Source organism: Acinetobacter sp. YH12046 (assembly GCF_013419905.1).
Classification (GTDB): Bacteria; Pseudomonadota; Gammaproteobacteria; order Pseudomonadales; family Moraxellaceae; genus Acinetobacter.
On record NZ_VOZF01000034.1, the window covers coordinates 1 to 24,970 of the forward strand.

The 24,970-nt window shown below is 43.3% G+C and carries 20 protein-coding genes; 8 read left to right on the forward strand and 12 right to left on the reverse strand.

From position 1 onward, the window contains the following. Positions 1 to 149: 149 nt before the first annotated feature. Both FTU03_RS13940 and FTU03_RS13945 read right to left on the reverse strand, forming a co-directional pair. On the reverse strand, positions 150 to 4,673 hold the full coding sequence (locus FTU03_RS13940; protein ID WP_179993318.1) for a translocation/assembly module TamB domain-containing protein: 4,524 nt from the start codon (positions 4,671 to 4,673) through the stop codon (positions 150 to 152). 38 nt (positions 4,674 to 4,711) lie between these two features. Further along, positions 4,712 to 7,468 (reverse strand): autotransporter assembly complex family protein, encoded by a 2,757-nt coding sequence (locus FTU03_RS13945; RefSeq protein ID WP_179993317.1) that lies wholly within the window; start codon positions 7,466 to 7,468, stop codon positions 4,712 to 4,714. 174 nt (positions 7,469 to 7,642) lie between these two features. On the opposite strand from FTU03_RS13945, the gene FTU03_RS13950 reads away from it, so the two are divergent. Then, a complete protein-coding gene (locus FTU03_RS13950; RefSeq protein ID WP_166134926.1) occupies positions 7,643 to 8,962 on the forward strand; it encodes an MFS transporter in 1,320 nt (439 codons plus the stop codon). Positions 8,963 to 8,965: 3 nt separating this feature from the next. Further along, the gene (gene coq7, locus FTU03_RS13955) at positions 8,966 to 9,601 is read left to right on the forward strand and encodes a 2-polyprenyl-3-methyl-6-methoxy-1,4-benzoquinone monooxygenase (RefSeq protein ID WP_004783823.1); all 636 of its coding nucleotides are present in this window, start codon (positions 8,966 to 8,968) and stop codon (positions 9,599 to 9,601) included. Positions 9,602 to 10,037: 436 nt separating this feature from the next. Here coq7 and FTU03_RS13960 read toward each other — a convergent pair whose 3' ends face one another. The 5 genes from FTU03_RS13960 to FTU03_RS13980 form a co-directional block, all read right to left on the reverse strand. Next, on the reverse strand, positions 10,038 to 10,472 hold the full coding sequence (locus tag FTU03_RS13960; RefSeq protein ID WP_004783827.1) for a 2-amino-4-hydroxy-6-hydroxymethyldihydropteridine diphosphokinase: 435 nt from the start codon (positions 10,470 to 10,472) through the stop codon (positions 10,038 to 10,040). Continuing rightward, entirely contained in the window at positions 10,429 to 10,809 is a 381-nt protein-coding gene (gene folB, locus FTU03_RS13965; protein ID WP_004783828.1) for a dihydroneopterin aldolase, read from the reverse strand. The genes FTU03_RS13960 and folB overlap by 44 nt, the downstream gene beginning before the upstream one ends. Before the next feature lie 132 nt (positions 10,810 to 10,941). Further along, entirely contained in the window at positions 10,942 to 12,240 is a 1,299-nt protein-coding gene (locus tag FTU03_RS13970; RefSeq protein ID WP_159123174.1) for an AarF/ABC1/UbiB kinase family protein, read from the reverse strand. Positions 12,241 to 12,298: 58 nt separating this feature from the next. Next, positions 12,299 to 13,069, reverse strand: coding sequence for a HesA/MoeB/ThiF family protein (locus tag FTU03_RS13975; RefSeq protein ID WP_166135057.1), 771 nt, complete (start codon positions 13,067 to 13,069; stop codon positions 12,299 to 12,301). Positions 13,070 to 13,108: 39 nt separating this feature from the next. Continuing rightward, a complete protein-coding gene (locus FTU03_RS13980) occupies positions 13,109 to 13,297 on the reverse strand; it encodes a hypothetical protein (RefSeq protein ID WP_179993316.1) in 189 nt (62 codons plus the stop codon). A gap of 257 nt (positions 13,298 to 13,554) precedes the next feature. Here FTU03_RS13980 and FTU03_RS13985 point away from each other — a divergent pair, with 257 nt between their 5' ends. Then, positions 13,555 to 14,064: a pyridoxamine 5'-phosphate oxidase family protein gene (locus FTU03_RS13985; protein WP_179993315.1), complete on the forward strand. Its 510-nt coding sequence runs from the start codon at positions 13,555 to 13,557 to the stop codon at positions 14,062 to 14,064. Positions 14,065 to 14,253: 189 nt separating this feature from the next. Here FTU03_RS13985 and FTU03_RS13990 read toward each other — a convergent pair whose 3' ends face one another. The 3 genes from FTU03_RS13990 to FTU03_RS14000 form a co-directional block, all read right to left on the reverse strand. Then, positions 14,254 to 15,900 (reverse strand): AMP-binding protein, encoded by a 1,647-nt coding sequence (locus FTU03_RS13990; protein WP_179993314.1) that lies wholly within the window; start codon positions 15,898 to 15,900, stop codon positions 14,254 to 14,256. A gap of 254 nt (positions 15,901 to 16,154) precedes the next feature. Continuing rightward, positions 16,155 to 17,291, reverse strand: coding sequence for an acyl-CoA dehydrogenase family protein (locus tag FTU03_RS13995; RefSeq protein ID WP_179993313.1), 1,137 nt, complete (start codon positions 17,289 to 17,291; stop codon positions 16,155 to 16,157). A gap of 92 nt (positions 17,292 to 17,383) precedes the next feature. Beyond that, complete coding sequence (locus FTU03_RS14000; RefSeq protein ID WP_166134944.1) at positions 17,384 to 18,154, reverse strand: 3-hydroxyacyl-CoA dehydrogenase; 771 nt, start codon at positions 18,152 to 18,154, stop codon at positions 17,384 to 17,386. 138 nt (positions 18,155 to 18,292) lie between these two features. Here FTU03_RS14000 and FTU03_RS14005 point away from each other — a divergent pair, with 138 nt between their 5' ends. The 4 genes from FTU03_RS14005 (at position 18,293) to FTU03_RS14020 (ending at position 22,019) form a co-directional block, all read left to right on the forward strand. Continuing rightward, positions 18,293 to 19,315 carry an AraC family transcriptional regulator gene (locus tag FTU03_RS14005; protein ID WP_166134947.1) on the forward strand — a complete coding sequence of 341 codons (1,023 nt, stop codon included), beginning with the start codon at positions 18,293 to 18,295 and terminating at the stop codon, positions 19,313 to 19,315. Between the two features lie 228 nt (positions 19,316 to 19,543). After that, a complete protein-coding gene (locus tag FTU03_RS14010) occupies positions 19,544 to 19,897 on the forward strand; it encodes a hypothetical protein (RefSeq protein WP_004783846.1) in 354 nt (117 codons plus the stop codon). A gap of 323 nt (positions 19,898 to 20,220) precedes the next feature. Next, positions 20,221 to 21,192 (forward strand): aliphatic sulfonate ABC transporter substrate-binding protein, encoded by a 972-nt coding sequence (locus FTU03_RS14015; RefSeq protein WP_179993312.1) that lies wholly within the window; start codon positions 20,221 to 20,223, stop codon positions 21,190 to 21,192. After that, positions 21,192 to 22,019, forward strand: coding sequence for an ABC transporter permease (locus FTU03_RS14020; RefSeq protein ID WP_179993311.1), 828 nt, complete (start codon positions 21,192 to 21,194; stop codon positions 22,017 to 22,019). The genes FTU03_RS14015 and FTU03_RS14020 overlap by 1 nt, the downstream gene beginning before the upstream one ends. A 69-nt stretch (positions 22,020 to 22,088) precedes the next feature. Here the strand turns inward: FTU03_RS14020 and prmC are convergent, their stop codons facing one another. Continuing rightward, positions 22,089 to 22,907 carry a peptide chain release factor N(5)-glutamine methyltransferase gene (gene prmC, locus FTU03_RS14025; RefSeq protein WP_159123180.1) on the reverse strand — a complete coding sequence of 273 codons (819 nt, stop codon included), beginning with the start codon at positions 22,905 to 22,907 and terminating at the stop codon, positions 22,089 to 22,091. Further along, on the reverse strand, positions 22,907 to 23,995 hold the full coding sequence (gene prfA, locus FTU03_RS14030; protein WP_179993310.1) for a peptide chain release factor 1: 1,089 nt from the start codon (positions 23,993 to 23,995) through the stop codon (positions 22,907 to 22,909). The genes prmC and prfA overlap by 1 nt, the downstream gene beginning before the upstream one ends. A 359-nt stretch (positions 23,996 to 24,354) precedes the next feature. Here prfA and FTU03_RS14035 point away from each other — a divergent pair, with 359 nt between their 5' ends. Continuing rightward, positions 24,355 to 24,783 carry a glycine zipper domain-containing protein gene (locus FTU03_RS14035; protein ID WP_179993309.1) on the forward strand — a complete coding sequence of 143 codons (429 nt, stop codon included), beginning with the start codon at positions 24,355 to 24,357 and terminating at the stop codon, positions 24,781 to 24,783. Positions 24,784 to 24,970: the final 187 nt, after the last annotated feature.

Here is a 24,970-nt window from a genome sequence, read left to right on the forward strand (position 1 = left end):
ATGGAAAAATCTAAAAGGTATGTTTTACCGAAAAAAAGAAGTAGAAACTACCCACGAGTTGTGAAAGGGAAACCACAGAAATACCCAAAAAAATGCCAGTCAATCTCTTAACTGACTGGCATTACTCATTTAGAGGGCTTTTTATTAGATTAGAATCTCCAGTTATAGAACAAGTCAATTGCACGCTCTAAAGACTGACTGGCTTCCAGATATAAACGCTGATTCATTTGATAACGTAAAGTCAGCTTGTTCACTGGGGTAAATACGCCAACCCCATAACGGATATATAAGTCTGGCGTAATATAACCGGTTACAGACACCTGAGTATCATCCCCGGTTCCCTGTGCATCCAGTGCCAGGCCGCTCAGGCCAAAGCTACGACCAATCTGGTTGGTCAAGGCACGCGTACCGCCCAAGCCCAGACTAATCCCTGCGGCTGCAATGGTGTTGTTTACATCAGATCTGAAACCTTCCGCCTGACTTAAACCTGAAGCCCCTTCATTGATACGACCAGTAATCAGGGCATTCAACGCTTCCTGTTCAGACAGACCAGCATCGTTATATACCTGAATGGCAGGACTTGAGGCTGTACCTATAACACGCACACCGACTGTGCTGCCCTGTATCGATTTATTGGCATCAATATCCAGGGTTGGATTCGATAATGGGCCATTGAAACGCGCAATCGCACGGTTCAGATCCAGACTTTGTCCATAGGCTTCAATTTTCACCCGTTGTGATACCCCGATCGCCCCATTGGCACGCATCGCAGATTCCAGACCACGTTGCGTCAGATTGACACGACCTAAGAGTGGTATACGGCTGTCAAAGCCCTGGAAGATCACCTGATTTCCTAACGACACTGCAACATCTGCGCGAATATCCCATGGACGTGCCGCTTTCAGAATGGCGAGCTGGTCATCTCCTTCACGTACAACACGAACATCAGAAGACAAGCCCACGACAGGTTCAGAGGCTTCAGGCATGGAAATCAGTGCACGAGGAACATCGACCTTGCCACTCAAGCTTAATTTTTTATTGAACGGATACATATCCAAGGTCAGGTCAGGCGTAACCACTGCAGTAATCAGCGGTGCCTGACGAATCAACAGATTTTCGCCCTGAAGTTTGAGCTGTACGCGTGGATCACCTTTCCAGTCTACAGAGCCGGTTAATTTACCAGCGCCACGGCCACTGTTAAATGCACCATTAATAGTCGCGGTATTTTGGCGGACTGATGAATAGAGCTGCACATTGGTCAGATTGACTGGCAATGAAATCATGCTGATCGCCCCGTCCTTAACCCGAATTTCACCTTCAAGTAATGGATCGGTTAACGTTCCACTAATTTTACCTGCATAAGACAAGGTACCATCCAGATTACGTACATCCTGAATGAATGGCTTAAAGATCTTCAGCTGAACCTGGTTAAAGGCAATCTCGCCACGCATTGGTTTATTGTCACGATATGGATCAATAATCACATTGGCATAGCCTGTACCAATATCTGGTGTTTTCACATCCAGACGAATCTGTAGTCCAGCGGCCACGCTTTTTGCGACCAGCCCCACTTCATCATATTTTAAGGTCGAGCCTAAATATTCCGGATCATCAGAAGATAAGCCGATCACCCCATTACGGGTTACCAGACGTGCATCAATTTTCGGTTTAGCACCTTGTGCCCAAGCTGCCTTAGCATAACCATTCACTTTACCGGTTAATGCTATGCCTTCTGGCAGGAAGGCACTAAAGTCAGCCAGATCCAGGTTACGGGTAATAAATGAAGCACTACCTCGAGTTTTATTCACTCGAATTGGCTGATCAAAGCAGAGCTGGCTTTGCTGGCTCATCCAGCAATGAGCGCCAACAAACAGATCCGACTGTGCAGTGTTATAAATCACAGCTGCATTTTGACGCTGCACCAGATGGGTACGCAGTGAGTCGAAATCACCGCGCTGGATCTGGCCTAACCAATTATTTTGTGCATTAAAACCACCTGCCAGCTGAACAAAAAATTTAGACAGCTTGTTTTCAGCCTGAACTTGCAGTACATGCGCGGCGCGCGTTCCAGCTAGTGAAACTTCACCACGTACAATCTGTCTATTGCCACTACGCAACTGATCCATGGTCGCAGTCAATAAGGTCGGTGTGGTTTGTGAAGTCGGCAACTGACCGCGTACCCGAATCTTGTCTACGCTAAACAGGTTCTTGAAGGCAAAATTATCCACTGCCAGATTCGCAGTTGCTTGTAAACGCGGTTGTGCCTGCATATTGATGTAGCCTTGTACCCGGCCTCTTAATCCCGGATAAAGTTCATATAATGCCGGCGCATTCACTTTAAGTTGCAGATTCTGCGCATTACCGGTGGCCTGTAACTGGTTGCTGGCATAAGACAGGAACAGGTTATTGGCTTCAAACTGCTGCGGTACAAAACCACGCTGCTTGGAGTCAATCAATACAGCCAGATTCCCCTTACCGCGTACCGGTTTATTATTCAACATACCGGCCAGATTTAAGCGTTGAATCTGGACACGCTTCACTGCATCCGACCAGACACCTTGGGTTTGCAGATTACCAGACAATTCACCTTTAAGCTTGGCATTGAAATATTGAGGTTTGAAACGCACCAGAGAGGCATTTACATTCCAGCCAATACCATTTGCTAAGTTCACCTGACCATTGGCATTAATTTTTCCAGCGACCCCATCATGACGCAGTTCCTTGATATTTAGCATATCAGGCGTACCCGACAAGCGCAGTTTTAACAATCCTTGACTGGCCTTGATCTGGCTGGCACTTAATGCACCATCATAATTGACCGCATAACTTTTGAATCCGCCGCCTGCTTTTTCATCATGGAACAACAAGGCAATATTACTATTACCTGTCAGGTGAACGGTTTCATTTTGCGCAGCCAGTCGTCCGGTCAGATCTACACCGCTGAGATTAATAATTTGCTGATTCGGGCGTGCATAACCACTGGCTTTTACCCGACCATTCAAGCGGTCAATTGGTGAAGCTGCAGCCAGAGTCTGAGTATTCAGGTTCTGGGCATTTAATACTGCGGACCATCTGAGCTGACGTTTTTCTTCTGGCAGTTCAATTCGTGCATTACCTGTTAGACTGCCGGCCTGTCCATTTCCACTATATTTAAAACTTGGAACATTCAGGATGTTATTTTTCAGGTTCAATTGTGCCTGATACATTCCTGTCGGCAACAGCCCTTCTTCATGCTGAGCAACCTGGGTAGCGACATGAATATTTTGCTGGCCTTCGACCAGTACCAGATCAACATCGCCTGATTCACTTTTTAACCAGCCGATATAAGGCACAGCACGATCAATATTTTTCCAGGCCACATCCAGTAACATCGGTTGAGCTTTATTGTCTTTAACCGGCTTCTGATCCAGCTTGATATTCCAGGTTTCATAGCGGTCAAAATCCACCAGTCCTGTTAGATGCAGGCCATTTTCCAGGTTACCGGTAGAGGCAATATTACCGTCCAGACTTGGTGGCAGAAAGTCCTGCACCACCTGTGGAATTCGCCGATGTTTCGGATCAATCCCATTCATGCGACCTGTCAGATCCCAATCCACCCGATCAGCCCAGCCTACAGTACCCGCCAGGCTTACCGAGCCTTTCATCAGCTGACCATTTAAATCAGTAATATTGAGCTGATTGACCAGATCGGTATACATCACTGCGGTATATTGCCCATTCGGGATATTTTCACCTTCAATATCGGTGCGGACATTCAAATCCAGGCGCTTGGTATTCCCATTAAACTCAGCCACACCATCTTTCGTAAACAGTTTTTGCTCTGTCAGGATTGGCCAGTGATATTGTTTAAACTGGAGTTCACCACGCATAGGTACATTAGGACGCATCGGGTGCAGAACCGCCCAGCCTGTCAGCAAATCTGGAGTGTTGGTCGCGACCCCGGCCTGAATGGTATCCAGTGTACCTCTAGCACGTACTTGAATATCATGAATATTCAGGCTTTCTCTGAGTGAAGGCAGATTTAAAATACCACGTGCATCTAGTGGATACTTGCCTTCAAACTGCATTTTCCCGGTAGCTTCGCGTACTGACAGATAGCCCATATCCATGCGGGAATCTTCGAAATTCAGCTCGGTACCTGACCATAATGCTTCATTCAGTTCGATATTATAAAAATCAACTACATTAGTCTGGGTTTTAATCACCAAGTGATCGAGAAGTAAATGATCAACCCGCAATACAAACGGTAAACGAATAGCATTGAACTTGAATGGCTCATCACTTGGCGGATTTTTATTAATAATCTGTAAATTCAGTACATCTGCTTCAGTCAGATGAATTTCTTTTTTGATAATTGCTCGCCAACCCAGCTTGACATCAGCACGATCAATTTTGACATCGACCGGTTTCAGGGTAACCAGAACATTTTTCAGGATAATCCCGCGCCACAGGTTCCCGCCTTCATATTCATAATGAATGATTTCCTGGCGCTGCATCACCTGATCAAGCAGGAATTTACTGCCTTTATCAGTAGAAAACAGGATCGCCAGTACAGACAGCAGAAAAATAAGAGAAAAAAGAACTGACAATAGAATACTTCTAAAGATACGGCGCTTTTTCGGCACAACTTCAGGTTGTTGCTCTTGTTCTGGCTGTGGTTGGTTCTCGACCATGATCTACCCAAATAACTATTTTTTAATTAATAAATGTTTTATAACTGCGAGCCAATAAAGAAGTGCAGACGAATCGGATAATTGTCATCCGACAGTCCGGTCGCCACATCTAAACGAATTGGGCCAATCGGTGAAGCCCAACGAATCCCCAGCCCCGCACCATATTCTGTTGGATTACTAAAATCCTCATTATAGGCATTTCCGGCATCCGCAAATACCGCAGCGCGCCAGCCTTCCCTGAACTGATAATTATACTCCAGTGAAGCCACACCCAAAGCCTGTCCGCCCACTTTAAAGCCTTCAATTTCCGGAGAAAGACTCTTATAGTCGAAACCACGGATACTCTGGTCACCGCCACTAAAATAACGCAGGTTATAGGGTACTTTGGCAAAATCTTCAGTAAAGATATACCCCAGATCCGCACGACCGACAAACTGGTGATCGGCATTTTCACCCAGTGAATAGATAAAACGCCAGCCTGCGTTCACAATCGCCATATCGGCATCAGACAATAGAGCTTCACTGCCCAATTCGACTTTATAGGTCTGCTTAAAACCCTTGGTCGGGTTCACCCGGCGATCACTATCGGTACGGGAAACTTCATAACCCACCAGTAGAGACTGCTGTTCATCTTCAGTATTGAATCTGAACGCTTCCGGAATCTGGCTAAAATCAACCGAACCATCCTGAGTCAGACGATCGAGGCGGTAACGTAGACCGTAAGTTTGTTGCCAGCTGCCACGCGGATTTTTAATAATCCGGTCAGCACCGAGTACCGCGGATTCAATTAGCAGGCCATCACCTTGAGCCACACCATCACGTTCTTCACGCTCATAACCACCTACGATACTGATATAGTCATTAAGTGGATGGTTGTATGGAATATTATAACGGCCATCAATTGACTGACGGATTTGTGACAATTCAAGGTTGGCATCAAATGAGTGACCACGCTTGTTTACGATCGCGCGGCGATATTGTCCACGTAAGCGTGTTCCGGTATCCGTACCATAACCCAGACCGACTTCGGCACTGTTAAGACGGTCTGCATTCAGTGTCACAATCACCGGAATTTTTTTCTCTTCACGAGCCTGAGCCTTTAAACGTTCTTCTTCGTCTTCTTTGGTCTGCTGCTGAACCCGCAAAGTTCTTAAGTTTGGATTTTCTGCATCACGACTACCGGCGAACTGATCTTCATCCACCACATCCTGTGTAACTTCCTGATCGGATGCCGGTGCAGCTTTCTTGGCTACACCTATTTCATCTTCTGAAAACTTCTGTTCTTCTATCAGACTCTGAATATCCGGTGCCAGTTCCAGCTCCCGATCAATAGGATCAGGGCGAATCGCATCCACCAGCGTATAGTTAAAATAACGTGAGTTGGTCAGGTTGTTGGCCAGGCTATTTACACGCCAGAAGGTGTAGTCTGCACCATCTTCCCAGGTAACCAGACTTTCCAGCACATCACGATTCAGTGGAAATTCTTTTTCAGGATCACTCATCCTGAACTCTACATTACCCAGTTTATAACGCTCACCTGTTTCAAAGCGCAGGTTCACATCGGCTGTATTTTCGGGTTGGGCAATGCGCACATCATGCAAGCGCCAGTACGCATCAAAATAACCATTATTGCTGGCTGCGGTATTAATCCGGTCTTTGGTTTTTTCATAATCCCCATGGTTAAAGATATCACCTTCTTCCTGTTCAGGTAGAAGACTAATAACCTGGAACTGCGGCTGTTCACCACCTGGGCCACTAAACTCAATATTATGGGTATTGATAATGACCGGCTCATTCGGAGTCACATAGACTCTAACCCGACTGTCAGATAATTTTTCAAATCTGAACTGGGCATTGTAATAACCTACAGCTTGGGCAGCCTGATTGGACAGATTACGGAGTTGCGGTAATGCAGATGAAAAATCTTCAAAGGATTCCTGGGTAAAGCTGGAAAGTTTAGCTTTTACATTATTTCTGAGATTCGTATAACCTTCTGACTGGGCTTTACGATTCAATCCGCCATTGCTTTGCGCAGTGCCATTTCCATTCACAATGACCACATCTGCACTGATCCGAGGCAAACTGGCGGTCATAATCTGGCGAGGTGGACGGATTTTATAAAACAGTCGTTTGAAAATATTCGGACGTTTGTCATTTTCAGGCGTTGTTGGTGCAGGCAATTCGGATAAGGTCGCACCGGACTCATTTCTTTGTACAATGATCTGACTATCGGCCTGAATGGACTGCATAAGCTGATCAACATTCACAGGTGCCTGATTGATTTCAACCAGTTCCTGCTGACTCATGTCATTGACTACGGTTTCAGTTTGCGCTGATTGGCGATAGGCTTGCGCTTCGCGTTTCGCTTCTTCCGCAACCTGATAAATCTCATTGGCCATGCTCTGGTCAATCGTTTGCACCGGCAGGCTTTCTAAATCATCAAACTCAATTGGCTGAAATTCACCCAGAGACGTTCCCATATTCTGCTGCTCTTGCAGCATTTGCATACTATCTACGGTCGAAGTTTCAGGCTCTAAAGCTTCTTCAACTTTTTCTGTCGCTTCAGCTTCGGTCGTAGCTACCCCTTGTCGAACGGCTTCCTGGGATAACTCTTCGATCATTTCTGCCTGAGAGAGTGCTACCGGAGTTTCGGTCTGCTCGGTCTGTGCCATGCCCTGATGCGATAACATCATGAAAAATATACTCATACATAGCCTGGCTCGGCCATGATATGGTACGAGAGACCCCATACTACGATTCAGCATCGTTTGTTTAAATTTTCTCTTTGCGGGCATAGCAAACTCTAAACGAATACATTCTTTAATTGATTATTTGACCGAAAAAGATAAGCTAAAGAACTTAAATTATTGGGTTTTGCCTTTACATGGACGAAAGTATCTTACATGATTTTTCTCAATGTTTACGTATATCTCACATTTCTTAATAAATCTTAATGTAGCACGTCTTATATGAACAACAATGAACATTTGTTAGCGAGCCGCCGCTTTTTACCCATGTTCCTGACCCAGTTTTTTGGTGCACTGAATGATAATGTTTTTAAACAGGCATTATTACTGGTGATTACCTATGGTTGGATTCAGCAACAATCAGCCAGTATTAGCACACTAAATAACCTTGCCGCACTATTGTTCATTTTGCCTTATTTTATTTTCTCTGCGACGGCAGGCCAGATTGCAGACAAATATGAACGTTCCCAGCTGATTCGCTATCTAAAGATTTTTGAAATTGTGATCATGATTCTGGGGACTGTTGGTTTCCTACTCGGTCATTTATGGATGCTATTGTTCGCCCTGTTTTTAATGGGCACTCAATCCACTTTTTTCGGCCCGATTAAATATGCCATTTTGCCTGAAGTATTAAAACCGGATGAATTGATGTCAGGTAACGCACTATTTCAGTCAGGCACTTCATTAGCGATTTTATTCGGTATGATTCTGGGTGGTGCAGTCATTGCTGCTTCTACAGGCAATCTGATCTGGATCAGCCTGACGGTGTTAAGTATTGCCGTGGTTGGCTATCTCTCCAGTCGTTATATTCTGAAGCAGAGCATTCCAGCGCCTGAAATCAACATTGACTGGAACTTTTTCCGGACCAGCTTTCAGACCATTAAATATGCCAAAAGCTTACCGCTGGTTTTTTTAATTCTGCTGGGTAACTCCTGGTACTGGTTTTATGGTGCAACTTATTTGACCCAGATTCCACAGCTTACCTTACAAAACCTGCATGCTTCTGAAAATGTTGCCAGTCTGCTTTTAACCTTTTTCTCTGTCGGGATCGGTTTAGGTTCTTATCTATGCCGTAGATTAGGTGGTACTGAGGTCAATATTAAAATGGTTCCTATTGGCGCTATTGGTCTTGTAGTTTTTGCATTGTATCTGGCAGCAAGTCTTGCCTTTGTCCCGGAACGTACTGGTGCTCTACTTGGCTTGGCAGATGTATTCCAGCAAGGCTGGAGCTATTATCATGTGATGCTGGCGGTAACTTTACTGGGCATTAGTGGCGGTTTTTATATCGTGCCGCTGTATGCCATGATGCAAGCGCATTCTCCCCGCTCACATCGTGCACGTGTGGTTGCAGCAAATAACATCCTGAATGCCGTTTTCATGGTATCTTCTGCTATATTCTCAATTATTATTTTAAGCATTTTAGAGTTTGATCTTAAAATACTTTTCTGTATTACTGCTGTGTTGAGTGGCCTGTTTACTTTATGGCTGCTCTATAGATTGAAACCGATGATCAAAACCGCAAAAGCCCCTTTGGAGGATTAATTCATGCGTCAATATACAGGTGTCGATAAGCTTATTCATTCTTTTGACCAGGCATTACGCAGTCTTGTTCCAGGAACAACTTCCTCACAACGGGAAAATCCAGCAAAACCGGTTGAAACCCAGCTTACCGTGAGTGATGCCCGTCATGTGGCTGGTTTAATGCGTGTGAATCATAGTGGTGAGGTTTGTGCCCAAGCGCTTTATCATGGACAGGCATTAACAGCGAAATTACCAAATGTACGTCGGGAAATGGAACAGGCGGCAATTGAAGAGCAGGATCATCTGGCCTGGTGTGAAGACCGCTTACAAGAACTGGATAGCCATACCAGTTTACTTAATCCGGTCTGGTACGGCCTTTCCTTTGGGATGGGTGCAATTGCCGGCATTGCGGGTGACAAATACAGTCTGGGTTTTGTTGCTGAAACCGAACGCCAAGTGAGTATGCATTTACAGCATCATATTAATCAGCTGCCCGCACAGGATGAACGCTCACGTCGCATTCTGGAACAAATGAATGAAGATGAACTGCATCATCGTGATACAGCTTTGGCTGCAGGCGGTGTAGATTTACCCCTTCCAGTCAAGATTGCTATGACCGGTATTTCCAAGTTAATGACTAAAACCAGTTATTATATTTAAGTATCAAATGAAGCCCTCTTTTTTGAGGGCTTTTTTTATTCTTATGAATTCTTAAACAAGATAACTCATTGATCGTTTTTTGAGTGTAGATCAATCAATTTAACCGCCTATCCAACAGAATATTGATTCACATTTTAATCAAACTCTATTCGTTTATTTAACTGTTATAATCGAACCGGTTTCATCTCGTATTTATTAAAATTCTAGAACGATTGAGACAGGTATAACTATTAAATAGCTATGACCTATTTATCAAAAAAATAATGCTTTAAAGGTGACGTATGGAAACAGGTATTATTCTTGGCATTCTATTCGCAATTATTGTGTTGTTAGTTATTTTTTATAAAAAGAAAAAGTAAATAACAGTTTTTTGGCAAATACAGATCCCCTACTTAGATAAAACTGAAAAATTCATTAGATTAATTTCAGATACAGATTAAATTTTGACTTGTGGATATTGAAGACGGCGATCATATTCAAATGCAGGATGAGACCAGATGTCATGCATCGGGATTTTTACGTCTAGTGCAAGCGGTAATTTTTTGGGATTAAATTCCATCTGGCTTAAATCATTTCCCCATGCAATCAGGTCGACATCCAGGCTGATCTGATGCGATGGTCGAACCCGCCCTGAATCCGTTTCCATTTGCTTTAATAAATCTGTCATATCTTGAACAGAAACTTCACTGTATAGGAGGCAGGCCGCATTCCAGTAATCTGCTCCGATACTATCCCGACATGGAATGAGGTAAATTGGAGAAAACCGGACTTCCCCCAACTCACTGATCCGTTGCTGGGCAGCCTGAAAATGTTGCTGTGGATGACAATTACTCGCCAGTGCTAGGGCGAATATCGTTGCGGTGGCGTTCAAGACGTATCCCTACAGAATTGGCTTGCGCGATAATGGCAGGCTTACGGATCGTAATCATAATCGATTCTACACTTTCAAAGGTAGCAAAAAGCGCGTCTAGTACCAGTTTTGCTGCATGTTCGATCAATTTTGGCTGAGCTTCCTGAATCACCCGCGCTGAAATCTCGCAGATTTCGGCATAATTCAAAGTATCTTCCAGTTCATCTGACTGTGCCGCTTGTTCTAAGTTGGTACGAATGTTTAGATCCAGCATTAAAGGCTGAATGATTTGACGCTCCCAATTAAAGCAGCCGACTACTGTATCGACCTTTAAGCCTTCAATAATAATTGCGTCCATTTTAAAACTCGGAATTTAATATTTACCAATAATCTCCCTAAATCCCTCTTTAATACAGAGGGACTTTCATCACTTCTATTTATTTTGTAATGAAAGCCTCCCTTTCTTAAAGGAAGGACGGGAGGGATTAAATTAGTGCTTTAACAGCAAATTTGGGTCCATAGTCTGAACCATCTGCAAACGCTGATCTGCATAGATATCTGTATACGGCGCCAGAATTCTCATGAAACGGTCGAAATACAGCATTTGCTTGAACAATAAAGCAAAGTCACGTGGGAAACGAATGCCATGACGTTCACCGACTGCTACCATATCCATCATGATATCGTTGAGATCTGCAGGGCTTGAAGTTAATAGATCCTGAGGATCAGCTAACATCACACCACTAAATAAACGTTCAAGATCAGCCGCAAGCACTTTGGTATCAATCTCAACTGCAGTCATACCCATTTTCAGCATATTCTCTGCCATCAGGGTATAATTGGTATGCTGCAAGGCATCCATAAAGGCCATACACGCTGTCCAGACTTCTGGTTTAAGCTGGCCGACAATACCAAAATCAATAAAGCCCACACGACCATCTTCAAGCAGCATCAGATTACCCGCGTGTAAATCAGCATGGAAACTGTTACACATCATCAGGCTGCCAAACCAGGTGTTCATTGCAGTGATGAGAACCTGTGACGGGTCTTTAGCGACCTTTTTCACCACTTCAAAATCAGTCAGTGGCACGCCATATAAACGTTGCATGGTCAGCACACGACGTGTTGAATATTGATGATAAACCTTAGGAGCAGTTGCTGCCTTATTATTGGTGATATTCAGATAATTGACGAAATCATCCAGATTTTGTGCTTCCTCGATGAAGTCAACCTCACGCACCATTCGGGTTTTGATTTCTTCGACAATATCTGCCAATGACGCAAATTTTACTTTCGGCACTGCTTTTTCCAGCAGTTTGGTCGCCCAATGCAATACATTTAAATCGGTATATAGAATTGTTTCCACACCCGGTTTTTGTACTTTAATGACCACATCTTCACCAGAAACCAGCTTGGCCGCATGTACCTGTGCAATGGAAGCAGAAGCCAGTGGTGTTTCCTCAATTGAGGCAAAGATTTCATCCAAGTTTCGGCCAGAAAACTCTGATGCTAGCACTTCCTGGATATAGCTGAATGGCAAGGTCGGTGTTTGATCCAGACAGCCCTGAAACTCTTCCACATATTCACGCGGAAACAGCGACGGCGTACTGGCAATAAACTGACCGAGCTTGATATAGGTTGAGCCTAAAGACTCAAATGTTTCACGCATGAGTTTGGCATTACTTGGCTTTTCAGTGGCATATTTAATGCCGGCCTTCGCCGCAACTACTGCGGTTTCACCCATACGGGCAACCGAACGTATTCCATCTAACCAGATATTTTTTTTCATAATGTCTTAGGAAAAATTAATTACATGCAGTGTAGCAAAAAAATTAAATTTTGCAGGCCTATCTTGCCTGACAGACCGGGCAATCTGTATCTTTTTCGAAACTTAAAATGCGCTGTTTGAAACTCAGACCATCCCAGAGTAGAAGTTTCTGTCTAAGTGGCATTTTACCCAGGCCTAAATAAAGCAATGCATGATGAGCTTGCAAACTCGCCATCACATTTGGCGTAGTCGCCAAGACGCCTGAGTCTGCACAACGCAAACTGGTATCAGCCTGATGTTCAGGTGGAAACAGGCAGGCATAGCAAGCTGAATCCCCTTCCATCATGAACAGTTGCCCTTGCAAACCAATCGCAGAAGCACTGATTAAAGGCACATTCAGTTTTACACAGCTTTGATTGATCAGATAACGTGTCTCGAACTGATCACATCCATCCAGCACCAGATCTTGATGTTCAATGATACTTTCTGCATTTTCAGTTGTTAAAGCCTGATTAATATATTCAACCTGAACATTCGGATTAATCTGAGCCAGCCTTTTCGCGAGTATTTCTGCCTTATAAAAGCCTAAATCATTTGGCGTAAATGCCAGTTGTCGTTGTAGATTACTCATCTCGATGGTATCAGGATCAATCAGAGTAATTTTGCCTACACCCGCTCGTGCCAGAAGTTCTGCCAAGGCACAACCAATCCCGCCACACCCCACGATACAGATATTAGAAAATTTCAGCTTTTCCTGTGCTTCAATATCCCAACCATCCAGAAGAATCTGGCGACTATATAAGTGCAATTCAGCATCGGTGAGTTCAAACTCTGGGGATATGGCATCCATAGTCGATATAGACAACGTCGTTCCTTGTTTCGAAGATTTTTAAGAAGCATGTGCCACAAAAAGTGCAATTACCGAAATTTCAATATGCGGATAAATCTCGAGCAAATTAACTTCTTTGCGCATAAACAGCAAATCAATAAATGGCTTGGCAATACTAGCGCTAAATAGCATATCAGTTAAATGCTCCGTATCAAGCTGATAGTGTCCTAATAAATATGTAATAGTCATATTATGAATGCACTTAACTTGATCTATATGCCACTTAATTTATTCACGTATTACATCTTCCTGGAACCTCGTTCTTCTATTCTTTTATCACCCTGTAACTGAATTTCGATTGTTTAGCACTTCTGTAGCTGCTACCTGCAATTCAGTAGGAAAATGTATCAGTTCAGTGAGACCCTCTGTATCCATTCCTAAATATGATTAAGCTGCTTAAGGAATAGTAATTATCCTCGCTTTCAAAAATAGTATGGAGCATATAGATGAACGAACAAAATCAGCATAATAATCGTGAAAAATTATGGGAACTAATTAAAGATGTGCGTTACACCATGATCAGCCATATGACCGAAAGTCAGGAAATTCATTCTCAGCCAATGACCATGCTCAATTCTGAGCAAATGAATGAAGATCAGAATTTGTATTTCATCATGCGTGACACCAATGATCTGGTGAAAGCTGCCAATACTGGTCGTACTCAGATTGGCCTGTCTTTCGCTAAACCTTCTGATGGTATTTATGTATCAATCAGCGCAAATGCACAGATCAGTACTGACCGTATTTTGATTGAAAAATTATGGAATCCATGGGCAGAAAACTGGTTTGAAGGTAAAGATGATCCTAGCGTGCGTGTACTGATTGCTGAAGCTGAAAGTGCAGAATACTGGAATGTCACCGATAACAAAGTAACGCAGCTATTTAAGGCATTAAAAGGTGGTGTGACTGGCGAAGCTGGGGAACCAGATGCTGAGCACAAAAAAGTTGATCTATAAGTAAATAAGAATTCCACCTTCAATTTAGCCTCTTAATAAGAGGCTAAATTTTTGATTTATTTTATTTAAAAGATGAAATATATTATATTGTAATGACAATTATTTTCTCTGATAAATTCGAACATAAACAAATTAATCGTATAAAAAAGGCCGCAATTGCGACCTTTTCAATATATTTAAATGAATATATTAACTGACCTGTTTAATGCCTTGAATCTTAGCAATTTCCTGTTGTTTAAGCAGATTACGCTGAATTTTACCGCTAGATGTTTTAGGTAAATCACTTACAAACTCAATCTCTTTCGGATAGGCATGTTTAGATAAACGGGAACGCACATAGTTTTGCAATTTCAGCATCAGTTCTTCACTAGCGGCATATTGTGATTTAAGCACTACAAAGGCTTTCACAATTTCGGTACGTTCCGGATCTGGTTTTCCAACCACAGCGGACTCGAGCACCTCTTCACACTCCAGCAAGGTACTCTCTACATCAAAAGGTCCAACTCGATAACCCGAAGTCGTAATGACATCATCCGCACGACCAATGAAATCTATTCCACCATGTTCATTCAGTTTTACGGTATCTCCTGTTAAATAGTACTGTCCCACAAAGGCTTTCCGATTATTACCGCCATAGCCTTCAAACCACATCAAAGGTGAGGCTGAGTAGTCCATGGCCAAAGTACCAATACCACCTTTTTCGACTTCCTGATGCTCTTTATTTAAAACTGCAAAACGATGTCCTGGAATGGCAAAGCCAGCAGAACCGATTTTCTTGTGATGCTCCAGCGCATGATGATTGGCAATCACCATCCCAAGTTCAGTCTGTCCATACTGGTCGTAGATATTCACGTCCATTTCATGATTAAACCACTGAATGACTTCAGGCGTTAATGGCTCACCTGCACTACTGACCACACGTAAACACGAGCTAATCTCAGCATCAAATTTCTCCTTAAAGCCAAAGAACATCCGGAATGCAGTTGGAGAACCAGTCAGGTTATTCACCCGATATTTTTTAATGACTTCAACAGCATTGTCTACACTAAAGGCACGTTCATCCAGAATAATGCTATGCCCCAAACTTAATGGACCTGCAATTCCATAATACAGACCATAAGCCCAACCCGGATCTGCCAGATTCCAGAAAGTATCTTCGTCACGTAAATCTACGGCGTGCAGCATATAGCCTTTAAATGCCAGTAAAGCTTTAAGGGGAACAGGCACTGATTTTGCCAGCCCCGTTGTACCTGAAGTAAACATCATCAGGAAAATGTCACTAAAATGACCTTGAACCGGCTCAAACTCAGTTGGATATTGCTTCAGTTCAGTCCAGAAATCTGCATCCTGATTGATACTTTCAGGCGTTTGATGGACGGTTAAAATATGTGGAATATCCAGATCATTCAGTTTCGCTCGCTGTTCCTGATTGGTAATAATGAGTCGGGTATGTGCGGTATTAATACGATGCTCGATTGCCTTGCTTTCAAAAGCGGTAAATAAAGGCTGATAAATCGCACCAATACGCCAGGTGGCTAGAATGGTAATTAATAATTCTGGGGTTCGTGGGAGCAGTCCGGCAATACAGTCTCCTGCTTGTAAACCCAGTGAGGTCATATAATGAGCCAATTGTCCTGAAGCCTCAGCCAATTGTTCAAAAGTCCAATATTGGGTCTTGCCATTTTTACCTTCCCAGATTAACGCGATCCGGTTTTGTCCCAGAAAACGTCCACAGCATTCTGTATAGGCATTGAGTGAATCTGGCGTTCCTGCCAGATGTTGTTGAACCATAGTGTCAAAATCAAATTCACGATACGCTTGTTCTAGTGTCTTCATCACGACAACCTCTATTCCGTTTATAAACAGACTTTATGTCTGTGTCCGTTGTATTTGTTGTTCTGTCTACCGTCTGCGAATTCCATTGCAATGCCGGTTTTATATAACATGCCCTATTGCTAGGACATGTTAGGTGTCACTCTACTGAGTCACTTTTCGCTTTATCAATAATTGACCATGTTTTATAGACCCTCACAATTTCCATCTCCCTCAAATGAGCTGCAGGATTTGAACAGTCGGCTATTTCATGACTTTTAAACTTTGCTCACTTCCCGGGCAATGACCAGACGCTGAATATCTGATGCACCTTCATAAATCTGGCTCACTCTGACATCACGGTAAATACGTTCAACCGGGAAATCTGAGACATAGCCATAACCGCCATGAATCTGAATCGCATCCGAGCAGACTCGCTCTGCTATAGTCGAAGCAAACAGTTTAGCCATGGACGCTTCTTTTAAGCATGGTAATCCTGCATCTTTAAGCGTTGCTGCATGTAAGACCAGTTGTCTTGCTGCCTCAATCTGGGTGGCCATATCTGCGAGACGGAATGCTACTGCCTGATGCTGCACCAGCTCTACACCAAAAGATTTACGTTCATTGGCATATTCAACAGCAGCATCCAGTGCAGCTCGTGCCATACCTACGGATTGTGCCGCAATCCCGATCCGGCCAGATTCCAGATTAGACAAGGCAATCTTGTAGCCTTCACCTTCTTTTCCGAGCAGGTTCTCAGCCGGAATCCGGCATTGATCAAAAATAATGGTCGCGGTATCGGAACAATGCTGCCCCATTTTTTCTTCCAGATTCGAGACGATATATCCTGGACTATCGGTAGGTACCAAGAAACATGAGATTCCTTTCTTGCCCGCAGATTTATCTGTCACTGCAAATACCAGTGCAATCTGGGCATGCTTACCGGTAGTAATAAACTGCTTGGTGCCATTTAATACCCATTCATCGCCATCACGTTCTGCCTTACATTCTAGTGCGCTGGCATCGGAACCAGCTTGAGGTTCCGTCAGGCAGAAACACCCCAACCATTCACCAGTTGCCAGTTTGGTCAGGTATTTCTGCTTTTGTTTCTCGGTACCATAACGCTGGGTAATCCCGCAAGGTAATGAATTCTGCACACTGACAATGGTCGATATGGCTCCATCTCCAGCAGCGATTTCCTCAAGGGCCAGTACCAGCGACACATAGTCCAGGCCTGCTCCACCCCATTGTTCAGACACGGTCATACCGAGTGCACCGAGTGCACCGAGTTCTTTCAATTCTTGTGCTGGAAATTGAGCCGTTTTATCCCTTAAACCAGCGGTGGGTTTCAGTTTTTGCTGCGAATAGTTTCGCATCATTTCCTGAATCATTTTCTGTTCGTCATTTAAAAGCACTGCGTATATCCCTTACTTATCTTTTAATTTTCCATATAGAGTGAATAAACCTATCTACTCTGACTTTTGTATTTTGCTTCGTTGGCTCGAACTTATTTTGGAGCCATACGGATGGCGCCATCCAGACGAATCACTTCACCGTTCAGATAGCTATTTTCGAAGATATGACCTACTAACTGGGCAAACTCCTGAGGTTTAGCCAGACGCGGCGGAAATGGAACCATCTGCCCCAGAGCATCCTGTACATTTTGCGGCATGCCTTTCAGCATTGGGGTTTCCATAATGCCGGGTGCAATGGTCATGACACGAATCGCTTCACGTGCCAGCTCACGCGCGAGTGGCAGCGTCATCGCAACGACTGCACCTTTAGACGCAGAATAAGCTGTCTGACCAATCTGACCATCAAAGGCTGCAACTGAAGCCGTATTCACGATTACACCGCGCTCCTCTTCATCGGTTTGCAGCTCATACTTCGCGATTAAAGCCGCTGCAAAACGAAGCATATTGAATGTGCCACTTACATTGATATTCAACACTTTCTGGAACATCGCCAGTTCATGGATTCCATTGCGGCCCAGTACCTTGGCAGAAGGTGCAATACCAGCACAGTTCACCAAGCCATTGAGTTGGCCATACTGATTTTCAACATGATTAAAGAAAGCTTCAACCGCCTGCTCATCCGTTACATCCAGTTGTACAAATTCAGCCTGCTCACCCAGTTGCTGTTGTAAGGCATTGCCCTGCTCCTGGTTCATATCCACCAGAATCACTTTTGCATCCTGTTCCACCAGATGAGTCGCTGTGGCTGCACCCAGACCTGATGCACCACCAGTTACCACAATCACTTTTCCCTGAATTTTCATGTTAATGTCCTGTTCCTATTTTTATGACAAGCTACGACTTAATAGGCAGAGTAAACAGAGATTTTATTCTGTACAATTTCCAAATGTTGCATCTTCACTGATGGATTTGGACAATAAAGAAGGGATATCTGACTGGCTATGCATTTACCAGCCTTGGAATATAGTAAGGGAACCATTTCGATTGATCTGGTTCATGAAGCACTGCTGAATGCCAAAGCACAGCATTATGATATTGCTGCGATTTTAACTAAGGCTGCCATTCCATTAGAGATTCTTCATTCCGCTAAAGCACGGGTGTCAGTGGCGCAGTATGCCGCGCTATGGACTGCACTTGCCGATAGCATGAATGACGAATTTTTTGGCATGGACAGCCATCCAATGCGCCGTGGCAGTTTCAAACTCTTGTCAAAAATGCTGTTACAGACCGATACGCTGGAAAAAGCTCTGCAGCAAATCCTGCAATTTTTTAATCTGATTCTGGATGATCTGCACAGCACACTGATGGTCGAAGAAAACTTTGCCTATATCGTGATCTATGACCAGAACCAGACCAAGCGCATGTTTAGTTATGCAACCTATCTAATGCTGATTCATACCCTGCTATGCTGGTTAAGCGGACAGCGGGTTTTACTTAATCAGATTCAACTGAAATGTGCCGCACCACTCGATGATTTTGATTATAAAGTCCGTTTTTGTGAGCAGATTGAATATCAGGCCAGTGAAAACTATATCCAGTTTGATGCAGCCTATTTGCAGCTCCCAGTAAAACAGGATCAAACCTCCTGGTATCAGTTTATTCAACAGACTCCGCATAACCTGCTAGTTCGCTTTAAAAATCCTTATGCGCTAAGTGCACAGATCCGCAAACAGCTTTTAAAAGTACCTCCGGCTGAATGGCTTGAACTGAATGAGCTTGCTTTGAAAATGAATATGTCTGAAGCCACCATGCAACGGCGTCTTAAAAATGAAGGTGTGACTTATCAACAGCTCAAAAATGAAATTCGTCGTGATACAGCCATTGAACTATTAACCCGTACGGATCAAAGTTTGCAGGACATCAGTGATCAGCTTAACTTCCAGGAAGTCAGTGCTTTTCATCGTGCCTTTAAAAAATGGACAGGGGTTAGTCCAGGTGCCTATAGACAAAATATTACTAGATAATTTATATTTAATAAGACTTAAAAACGATTAAAATTTAGCATATAAATTTAAATTTATATTTTCTCAACAGTTATATTTTTCAAGGCTTACAGCCCAAAAATAGAGGACTGAACGGTCATCCATAATGCTTTGCATTCCCTATTAATATAGTTTATTTTTCAATCAATTTTTAGTGCTTCACTTTTGGCTGTACTCCCTTTCCCTCTTTCCTTGTTGAAGGTATTTTCCATGTTAAAGATGACTGATGTTCTTGGACAAAATCTTGTTCAAAACTTCGCCCAGGCTTTAGTTTCTTCGACCGATCTTAATGCAGAGCAATTGAATCAAGGCATCTTGAATGCGTCTGATTCTGCCCTCAAAGATGCTATTGTGCACTTCTTTAACCAGATTGATGCCACTGAAGCTGCGAAATCGCTTGAAATTCCGGCTGAGCGCATCGTTGCATTACAACAAGGTATTGCACTGAAAGATGAACAATATCTTGCTGATACTGCCAAAGTCGTGGCTCTTTGCCTGGCAATGGAAACTGGTAGCCTAGATCAAGTCGAGGTTTATGACTGTCTGCAAGACTACCCAATGTAAGCTATCCAGATTGATAAAATAGTGACTCAAAAAGCGATGCTAATGCATCGCTTTTTTTATGGCACTCGTTATTTATAAAACTTCCTACTGCAAAGACGAATGATTAAAAAAACAGCTTATCAATTTACGCCATACCATTTTTAAAATTTTATCTAAGCAAAACCTTTCTATTCTTTATTTAATAAATTCAAATAAAAACAAATACCTATATTTAAAACTGTTAATTATTTCATTTTTTGATTTGATTATCTTTTTTTCTTTTTTGTGTGCTTATCGATTTATCGATATGAATGTAAAAAATTTAATTCAAGATTGAGATATTCATGAAAAAAACATTAAGAACTTCGGGTCTGACTTTACTCGGTCTTTCTATTTCTTTCTTTACCGGCTTGGCTAACGCAGCGATTCCATCTGAATTAAAATTGGATTATGCCTATTACGCACCGACCAGTCTGGTGGTTAAAGAACAGAAACTGCTAGAAAAAGCTTTGCTAAAAACCAAGATTAAATGGGTATTTAGCCAAGGCAGTAACCGCTCACTCGAATATCTAAATAGCGGTAGCACAGATTTTGCTTCTACTGCAGGTTTAGCGGCAGTGCTTAGCCGCGCCAATGGTAGCCCGATTAAAACGGTTTATATTCAGAGCCAGCCTGAATGGACAGCACTGGTCGTTAATAAAGATTCAAATATCAAATCTCTGAAAGATTTGAAAGGTAAAAAGATTGCTGCCACTAAAGGTACAGATCCTTTCTTATTTACTTTACAAGCCTTAGATACGATTGGTTTGGGCAAACGCGATGTAGAGCTCGTTCATTTACAGCATCCGGATGGTAAGACTGCGTTAGAGCGTAAACAGGTCGATGCCTGGGCAGGCCTTGATCCTTTAATGGCATCTGCGCAGGCACAGTCAGGTGCCAAATTACTATATCGCAATGTCAGTTTTAATTCTTATAGCGTACTGAGCGTAAAAGACCAGTTTGCCAAATCCAGTCCGGAAGCGATTGAAGCAGTGATTAAAGCTTATGAACAGGCACGTCAATGGGCGAAAGCCAATCCCGACAAATTGGCTGAATTACTGGCACGTGAAGCCAAGCTTCCGATTGAAGTCGCCAAGCTTCAACTCAGCCGTACTAATCTGGATCAGAATATTCCAACCACCAAACATACCGGGGCATTACAAAAAGCTGGTCGTATCCTGACGGAAGAAGAACTGGTTCGTAAAGGAACCAATGTCAATCAGGTCGTGACTCAATTATTTGATGCCCGCTATGCTAAAAAGGTTGCAACTAAGTAATGGCTATACCGAAAAGCATCTCGGAACAGTTGAGCGTGGAAGAACAGTCAAAATCCGCTGTGTTACCACGCAGCATTTCGCTGATCAAAGCCCTCACCCTGCCTGTTATTTTTATCGTATTGGTAGAAATACTGGTCCGTAATGGCGTAATCGAACCTTATCTGTTGCCTGCACCGAGTAGCCTGTTTCAGTCCTTTACTGAACTGGCTGAGGGCGATTTATGGCAACACATCTGGACCAGTAGCTGGCGGGTTTTTCTTGGCTTTGGGATTGGTAGTGGATTGGGACTGATCTTTGCGATCCTGGTTGGGCTAAACAGACATGCAGAAGATTTTCTGGAACCAACGTTTTCTGCAATTAAATCCATTCCGAGTCTGGCTTGGATTCCGTTACTTTTACTTTGGTTAGGGATTGATGAATCTTCTAAAATCACCTTGATCGCGATTGGTGCCTTCTTCCCGACATATACCAATACTGTGGCAGCGATTCAGGGTGTGGATCGTAAGCTGATTGAAGTCGCAAAAGTCTATCGCCTGAAATACTGGCAACAGGTTCAGCAGATTGTATTGCCTGCTGCCTCACCGGGAATATTGACTGGCTTAAGGAATAGCCTGAGTTTATCCTGGATGTTTATGATTGCAGCTGAATTGATTGCTGCCACTCAAGGGATTGGTTATCTGCTCAGTGATGGTCGTGAAACTTCACGTCCGGATATTGTGATTATTGCGATTATCCTGTTAGCAGTCCTAGGCAAAATCACCGATAGCATTATGAAATTGTTCGAAACCCGCTTACTGCGCTGGCGAGATGTGATTAAAAAGTCATAATTTATTGAATAAAAGAATTAAAAAAGCGACCTATCCAGGTCGCTTTTTTATTAAATCAAGCTTTAAAAATTAATGTGGCCACTGACCTAAAGTTACCCGGTCATTTCCGCCATAATCTTTCACTGTACGGACCTGTTTATAGCCAGCTTGAGTAAACAGATGGCGGACCGCATCGCCCTGATCATAGCCGTGCTCAAGCACAACCCAGCCATTTACGGTTAGATGCTTTTTAGCTTGCTGAATAATCATCTCAATATCAGCCAGACCATTTTTGTCTGAAACCAGCGCACGTTCCGGCTCAGTCGCCAGATCAGGCATATGCTCATCGTCTGCATCAATATACGGTGGATTAGATACAATCGCATCAAAGAACTGCCGACCAAATGGTTTTAGCCAGGAACCAAGCACAAACTGCACCTGATCTAAATCATGCTGTTCCGCATTATATTTCGCAACTTCCAGTGTGGGTTCATAAATATCCGAAGCGGTAACAGACCAGTTAGGGCGCTCAGACGCCAGTGACAAGGCAATAGCACCGGTACCAGTTCCCAAGTCAACAATTCGTGCATCTTCCGGCAGGTCTAATTTCAGGACTGTTTCGACCAGCACTTCGGTATCCGGGCGTGGTACTAGCGTATCTTTAGTGACTTTTAGATCCAAAGTCCAGAACGGTTGTGAACCTGTGACATAGGCCAATGGCTCACCTGCAGCAATCCTCGCCAGGCTTTCGACATAGGCCTGTTCCTGTTCAGGCGTTAACTGCTGGTCTTTTTTCATTACCAGATCAAAAGCATCAATCTTGGTAATGTGTTCCAACAGCCAGGCATTTTCCTGACGTTCATAACTTTCAGGTTCACCACGTAAAGCCAGTGCTTCTTGAATGTTCATTAGCCACCATTCTGCTGTGCAAGCATGGCCAACTGATCGGCCTGATATTCACGATGCAGACTGTCTAATAGCTCAGTCAGATCACCTTCCATCACGGCATCCAGCTTATATAAAGTCAGGTTAATACGGTGATCGGTCATACGACCTTGTGGATAGTTATAGGTGCGAATACGTTCTGAACGGTCACCCGAACCGACCAGGTCACGGCGCATTTCAGAAGTCGCTGCATCTGCTGCGGCACGTTTGGCATTTTCCAGACGTGAAACCAATAAAGCCATCGCTTTGGCTTTGTTTTTATGCTGTGAACGTTCATCCTGACATTCCACCACAGTACCGGTTGGAATGTGCGTAATACGCACCGCAGAGTCAGTTTTGTTAATGTGCTGACCACCAGCACCTGATGCGCGGTAAGTGTCGATACGTAGGTCAGCCGGGTTAATGTCGACTGAAGTATCTACATCCACTTCTGGAAGAATTGCTACAGTACATGCTGAAGTATGTACACGACCTTGCGATTCTGTCGCAGGCACACGTTGTACACGGTGTGCTCCACTTTCAAATTTCAGGCGACCATATACCCCTTCACCATTCACCAGGCAGATGACTTCTTTATAGCCACCATGCTCACCTTCATTTTCAGACAGGATTTCAATACGCCAACCTTGAGATTCCGCATATTTGCTATACATACGGAATAAATCACCCGAGAAAATCGCAGCTTCGTCACCACCTGTTCCGGCACGAATTTCCAAATAAGCAGAGTTGGCATCATTCGGATCTTTTGGAATCATCAGGATATTCAAATCAGCCTCAAGCTGTTCGATCAGGGCTTTATTTTCCTTAATCTCTTCCTGCGCCATTTCCTTAAAGTCAGGATCAGACAGCATGGCTTGCGCAGTTTCAATATCTTCTTCAGCCTGTTTGTACTTGGTCCAAACGTTGGTAATCTCGGTTAAATCATTATGCTCACGTGATAACTGGCGAAAACGCTTGTTGTCCGAAATCACTTCAACATCTGCCAATAACGCAGTCAGTTCTTCATGACGGTCAGAGAGTTGGTCTAATCGTAAACGTAACGATTCTTTCATTTTCTAAAAAATCTCAAACATAAGGCTGTGACTAAACTAAACAGTGATTTAGCACAGCGAAATCAAAAAATTGCGCCTAGTTTAACGATTCTCTGGGTCAATGAACATCATTATTCAGTAAGTCAGTGTTTAGATGCAGCGATGTCACCGCCATTTGTTAACAAATATAAATAAAATCTTCAGTTTTGGATTTTTTCTGCTCAATTCGATCCTTATTTATTTCTCATTTTACAAATTGGCAAATAAACACATTAAATATGGAGGTAGATCTTCACATTCTTTTGGGCATGATTTGTTACATTTTCTGCGTCGAAACACACTAACATATGAAAGTCCTATCAGGGACACGGAGTTACAACATGAAACTCAATGCAATTTTACTGAGTGCTGCAATGGCTGCAGGCTCAATGATGACAGTGAGTGCGCATGCAGACAGTACTGCACGTGTGGCAGCAGCAAGTGCTTTAGGTAGCGTTGCTGGTACTGCACTGGGCAAAAACATGGGGGGCAACACTGGCGCAACAATTGGTGCTGCATTAGGTGGTGCAGGTGGTGCTGCTGTTGCAAGTAACAAGAAAAACCGTACCTCATCTGCAATTGGTGGTGCTTTAGGTGGTGGTGCTGGTTATACCGTAGGTAAAAACATGGGCGGTTCTAATGGCGGTTACATCGGTTCAGCACTCGGTGCTGCGGGTGGTGCAGCATTAGGTAATAAAATTTCTAAAGATGAAGCAGCCGATCGTGCCAAAGCGAATCGTGCTAAACACTGGAAAAAACGTCACCGTTAATTTCTTGCCCTTAGGCTCTTTAAATTCGACGCTACATTTAACATTAAAAGCACCTGTTTGGGCATTGCTGTCCCACAATTTTTCACAAGAGGAAGCTCAAATGAGCTTCCTCTTGTTTTATGGGTATTTTATCGGGTGAAAATAAAGCTTTTAAAGTTCTTCTTTCAAACAAATTCACTTGAATTAT

What these genes read in the sequence shown, in the direction of transcription:
- FTU03_RS13940 (WP_179993318.1), bottom strand. Translation starts at nt 4,673, where the DNA reads ATGGTCGAGAACCAACCACAGCCAGAACAAGAGCAACAACCTGAAGTT.
- FTU03_RS13945 (WP_179993317.1), bottom strand. Translation starts at nt 7,468, where the DNA reads ATGCCCGCAAAGAGAAAATTTAAACAAACGATGCTGAATCGTAGTATG.
- FTU03_RS13950 (WP_166134926.1), top strand. Translation starts at nt 7,643, where the DNA reads ATGAACAACAATGAACATTTGTTAGCGAGCCGCCGCTTTTTACCCATG.
- coq7 (WP_004783823.1), top strand. Translation starts at nt 8,966, where the DNA reads ATGCGTCAATATACAGGTGTCGATAAGCTTATTCATTCTTTTGACCAG.
- folB (WP_004783828.1), bottom strand. Translation starts at nt 10,809, where the DNA reads ATGGACGCAATTATTATTGAAGGCTTAAAGGTCGATACAGTAGTCGGC.
- FTU03_RS13970 (WP_159123174.1), bottom strand. Translation starts at nt 12,240, where the DNA reads ATGAAAAAAAATATCTGGTTAGATGGAATACGTTCGGTTGCCCGTATG.
- FTU03_RS13975 (WP_166135057.1), bottom strand. Translation starts at nt 13,069, where the DNA reads ATGGATGCCATATCCCCAGAGTTTGAACTCACCGATGCTGAATTGCAC.
- FTU03_RS13980 (WP_179993316.1), bottom strand. Translation starts at nt 13,297, where the DNA reads ATGACTATTACATATTTATTAGGACACTATCAGCTTGATACGGAGCAT.
- FTU03_RS13985 (WP_179993315.1), top strand. Translation starts at nt 13,555, where the DNA reads ATGAACGAACAAAATCAGCATAATAATCGTGAAAAATTATGGGAACTA.
- FTU03_RS13990 (WP_179993314.1), bottom strand. Translation starts at nt 15,900, where the DNA reads ATGAAGACACTAGAACAAGCGTATCGTGAATTTGATTTTGACACTATG.
- FTU03_RS14000 (WP_166134944.1), bottom strand. Translation starts at nt 18,154, where the DNA reads ATGAAAATTCAGGGAAAAGTGATTGTGGTAACTGGTGGTGCATCAGGT.
- FTU03_RS14005 (WP_166134947.1), top strand. Translation starts at nt 18,293, where the DNA reads ATGCATTTACCAGCCTTGGAATATAGTAAGGGAACCATTTCGATTGAT.
- FTU03_RS14010 (WP_004783846.1), top strand. Translation starts at nt 19,544, where the DNA reads ATGTTAAAGATGACTGATGTTCTTGGACAAAATCTTGTTCAAAACTTC.
- FTU03_RS14015 (WP_179993312.1), top strand. Translation starts at nt 20,221, where the DNA reads ATGAAAAAAACATTAAGAACTTCGGGTCTGACTTTACTCGGTCTTTCT.
- FTU03_RS14020 (WP_179993311.1), top strand. Translation starts at nt 21,192, where the DNA reads ATGGCTATACCGAAAAGCATCTCGGAACAGTTGAGCGTGGAAGAACAG.
- prmC (WP_159123180.1), bottom strand. Translation starts at nt 22,907, where the DNA reads ATGAACATTCAAGAAGCACTGGCTTTACGTGGTGAACCTGAAAGTTAT.
- prfA (WP_179993310.1), bottom strand. Translation starts at nt 23,995, where the DNA reads ATGAAAGAATCGTTACGTTTACGATTAGACCAACTCTCTGACCGTCAT.
- FTU03_RS14035 (WP_179993309.1), top strand. Translation starts at nt 24,355, where the DNA reads ATGAAACTCAATGCAATTTTACTGAGTGCTGCAATGGCTGCAGGCTCA.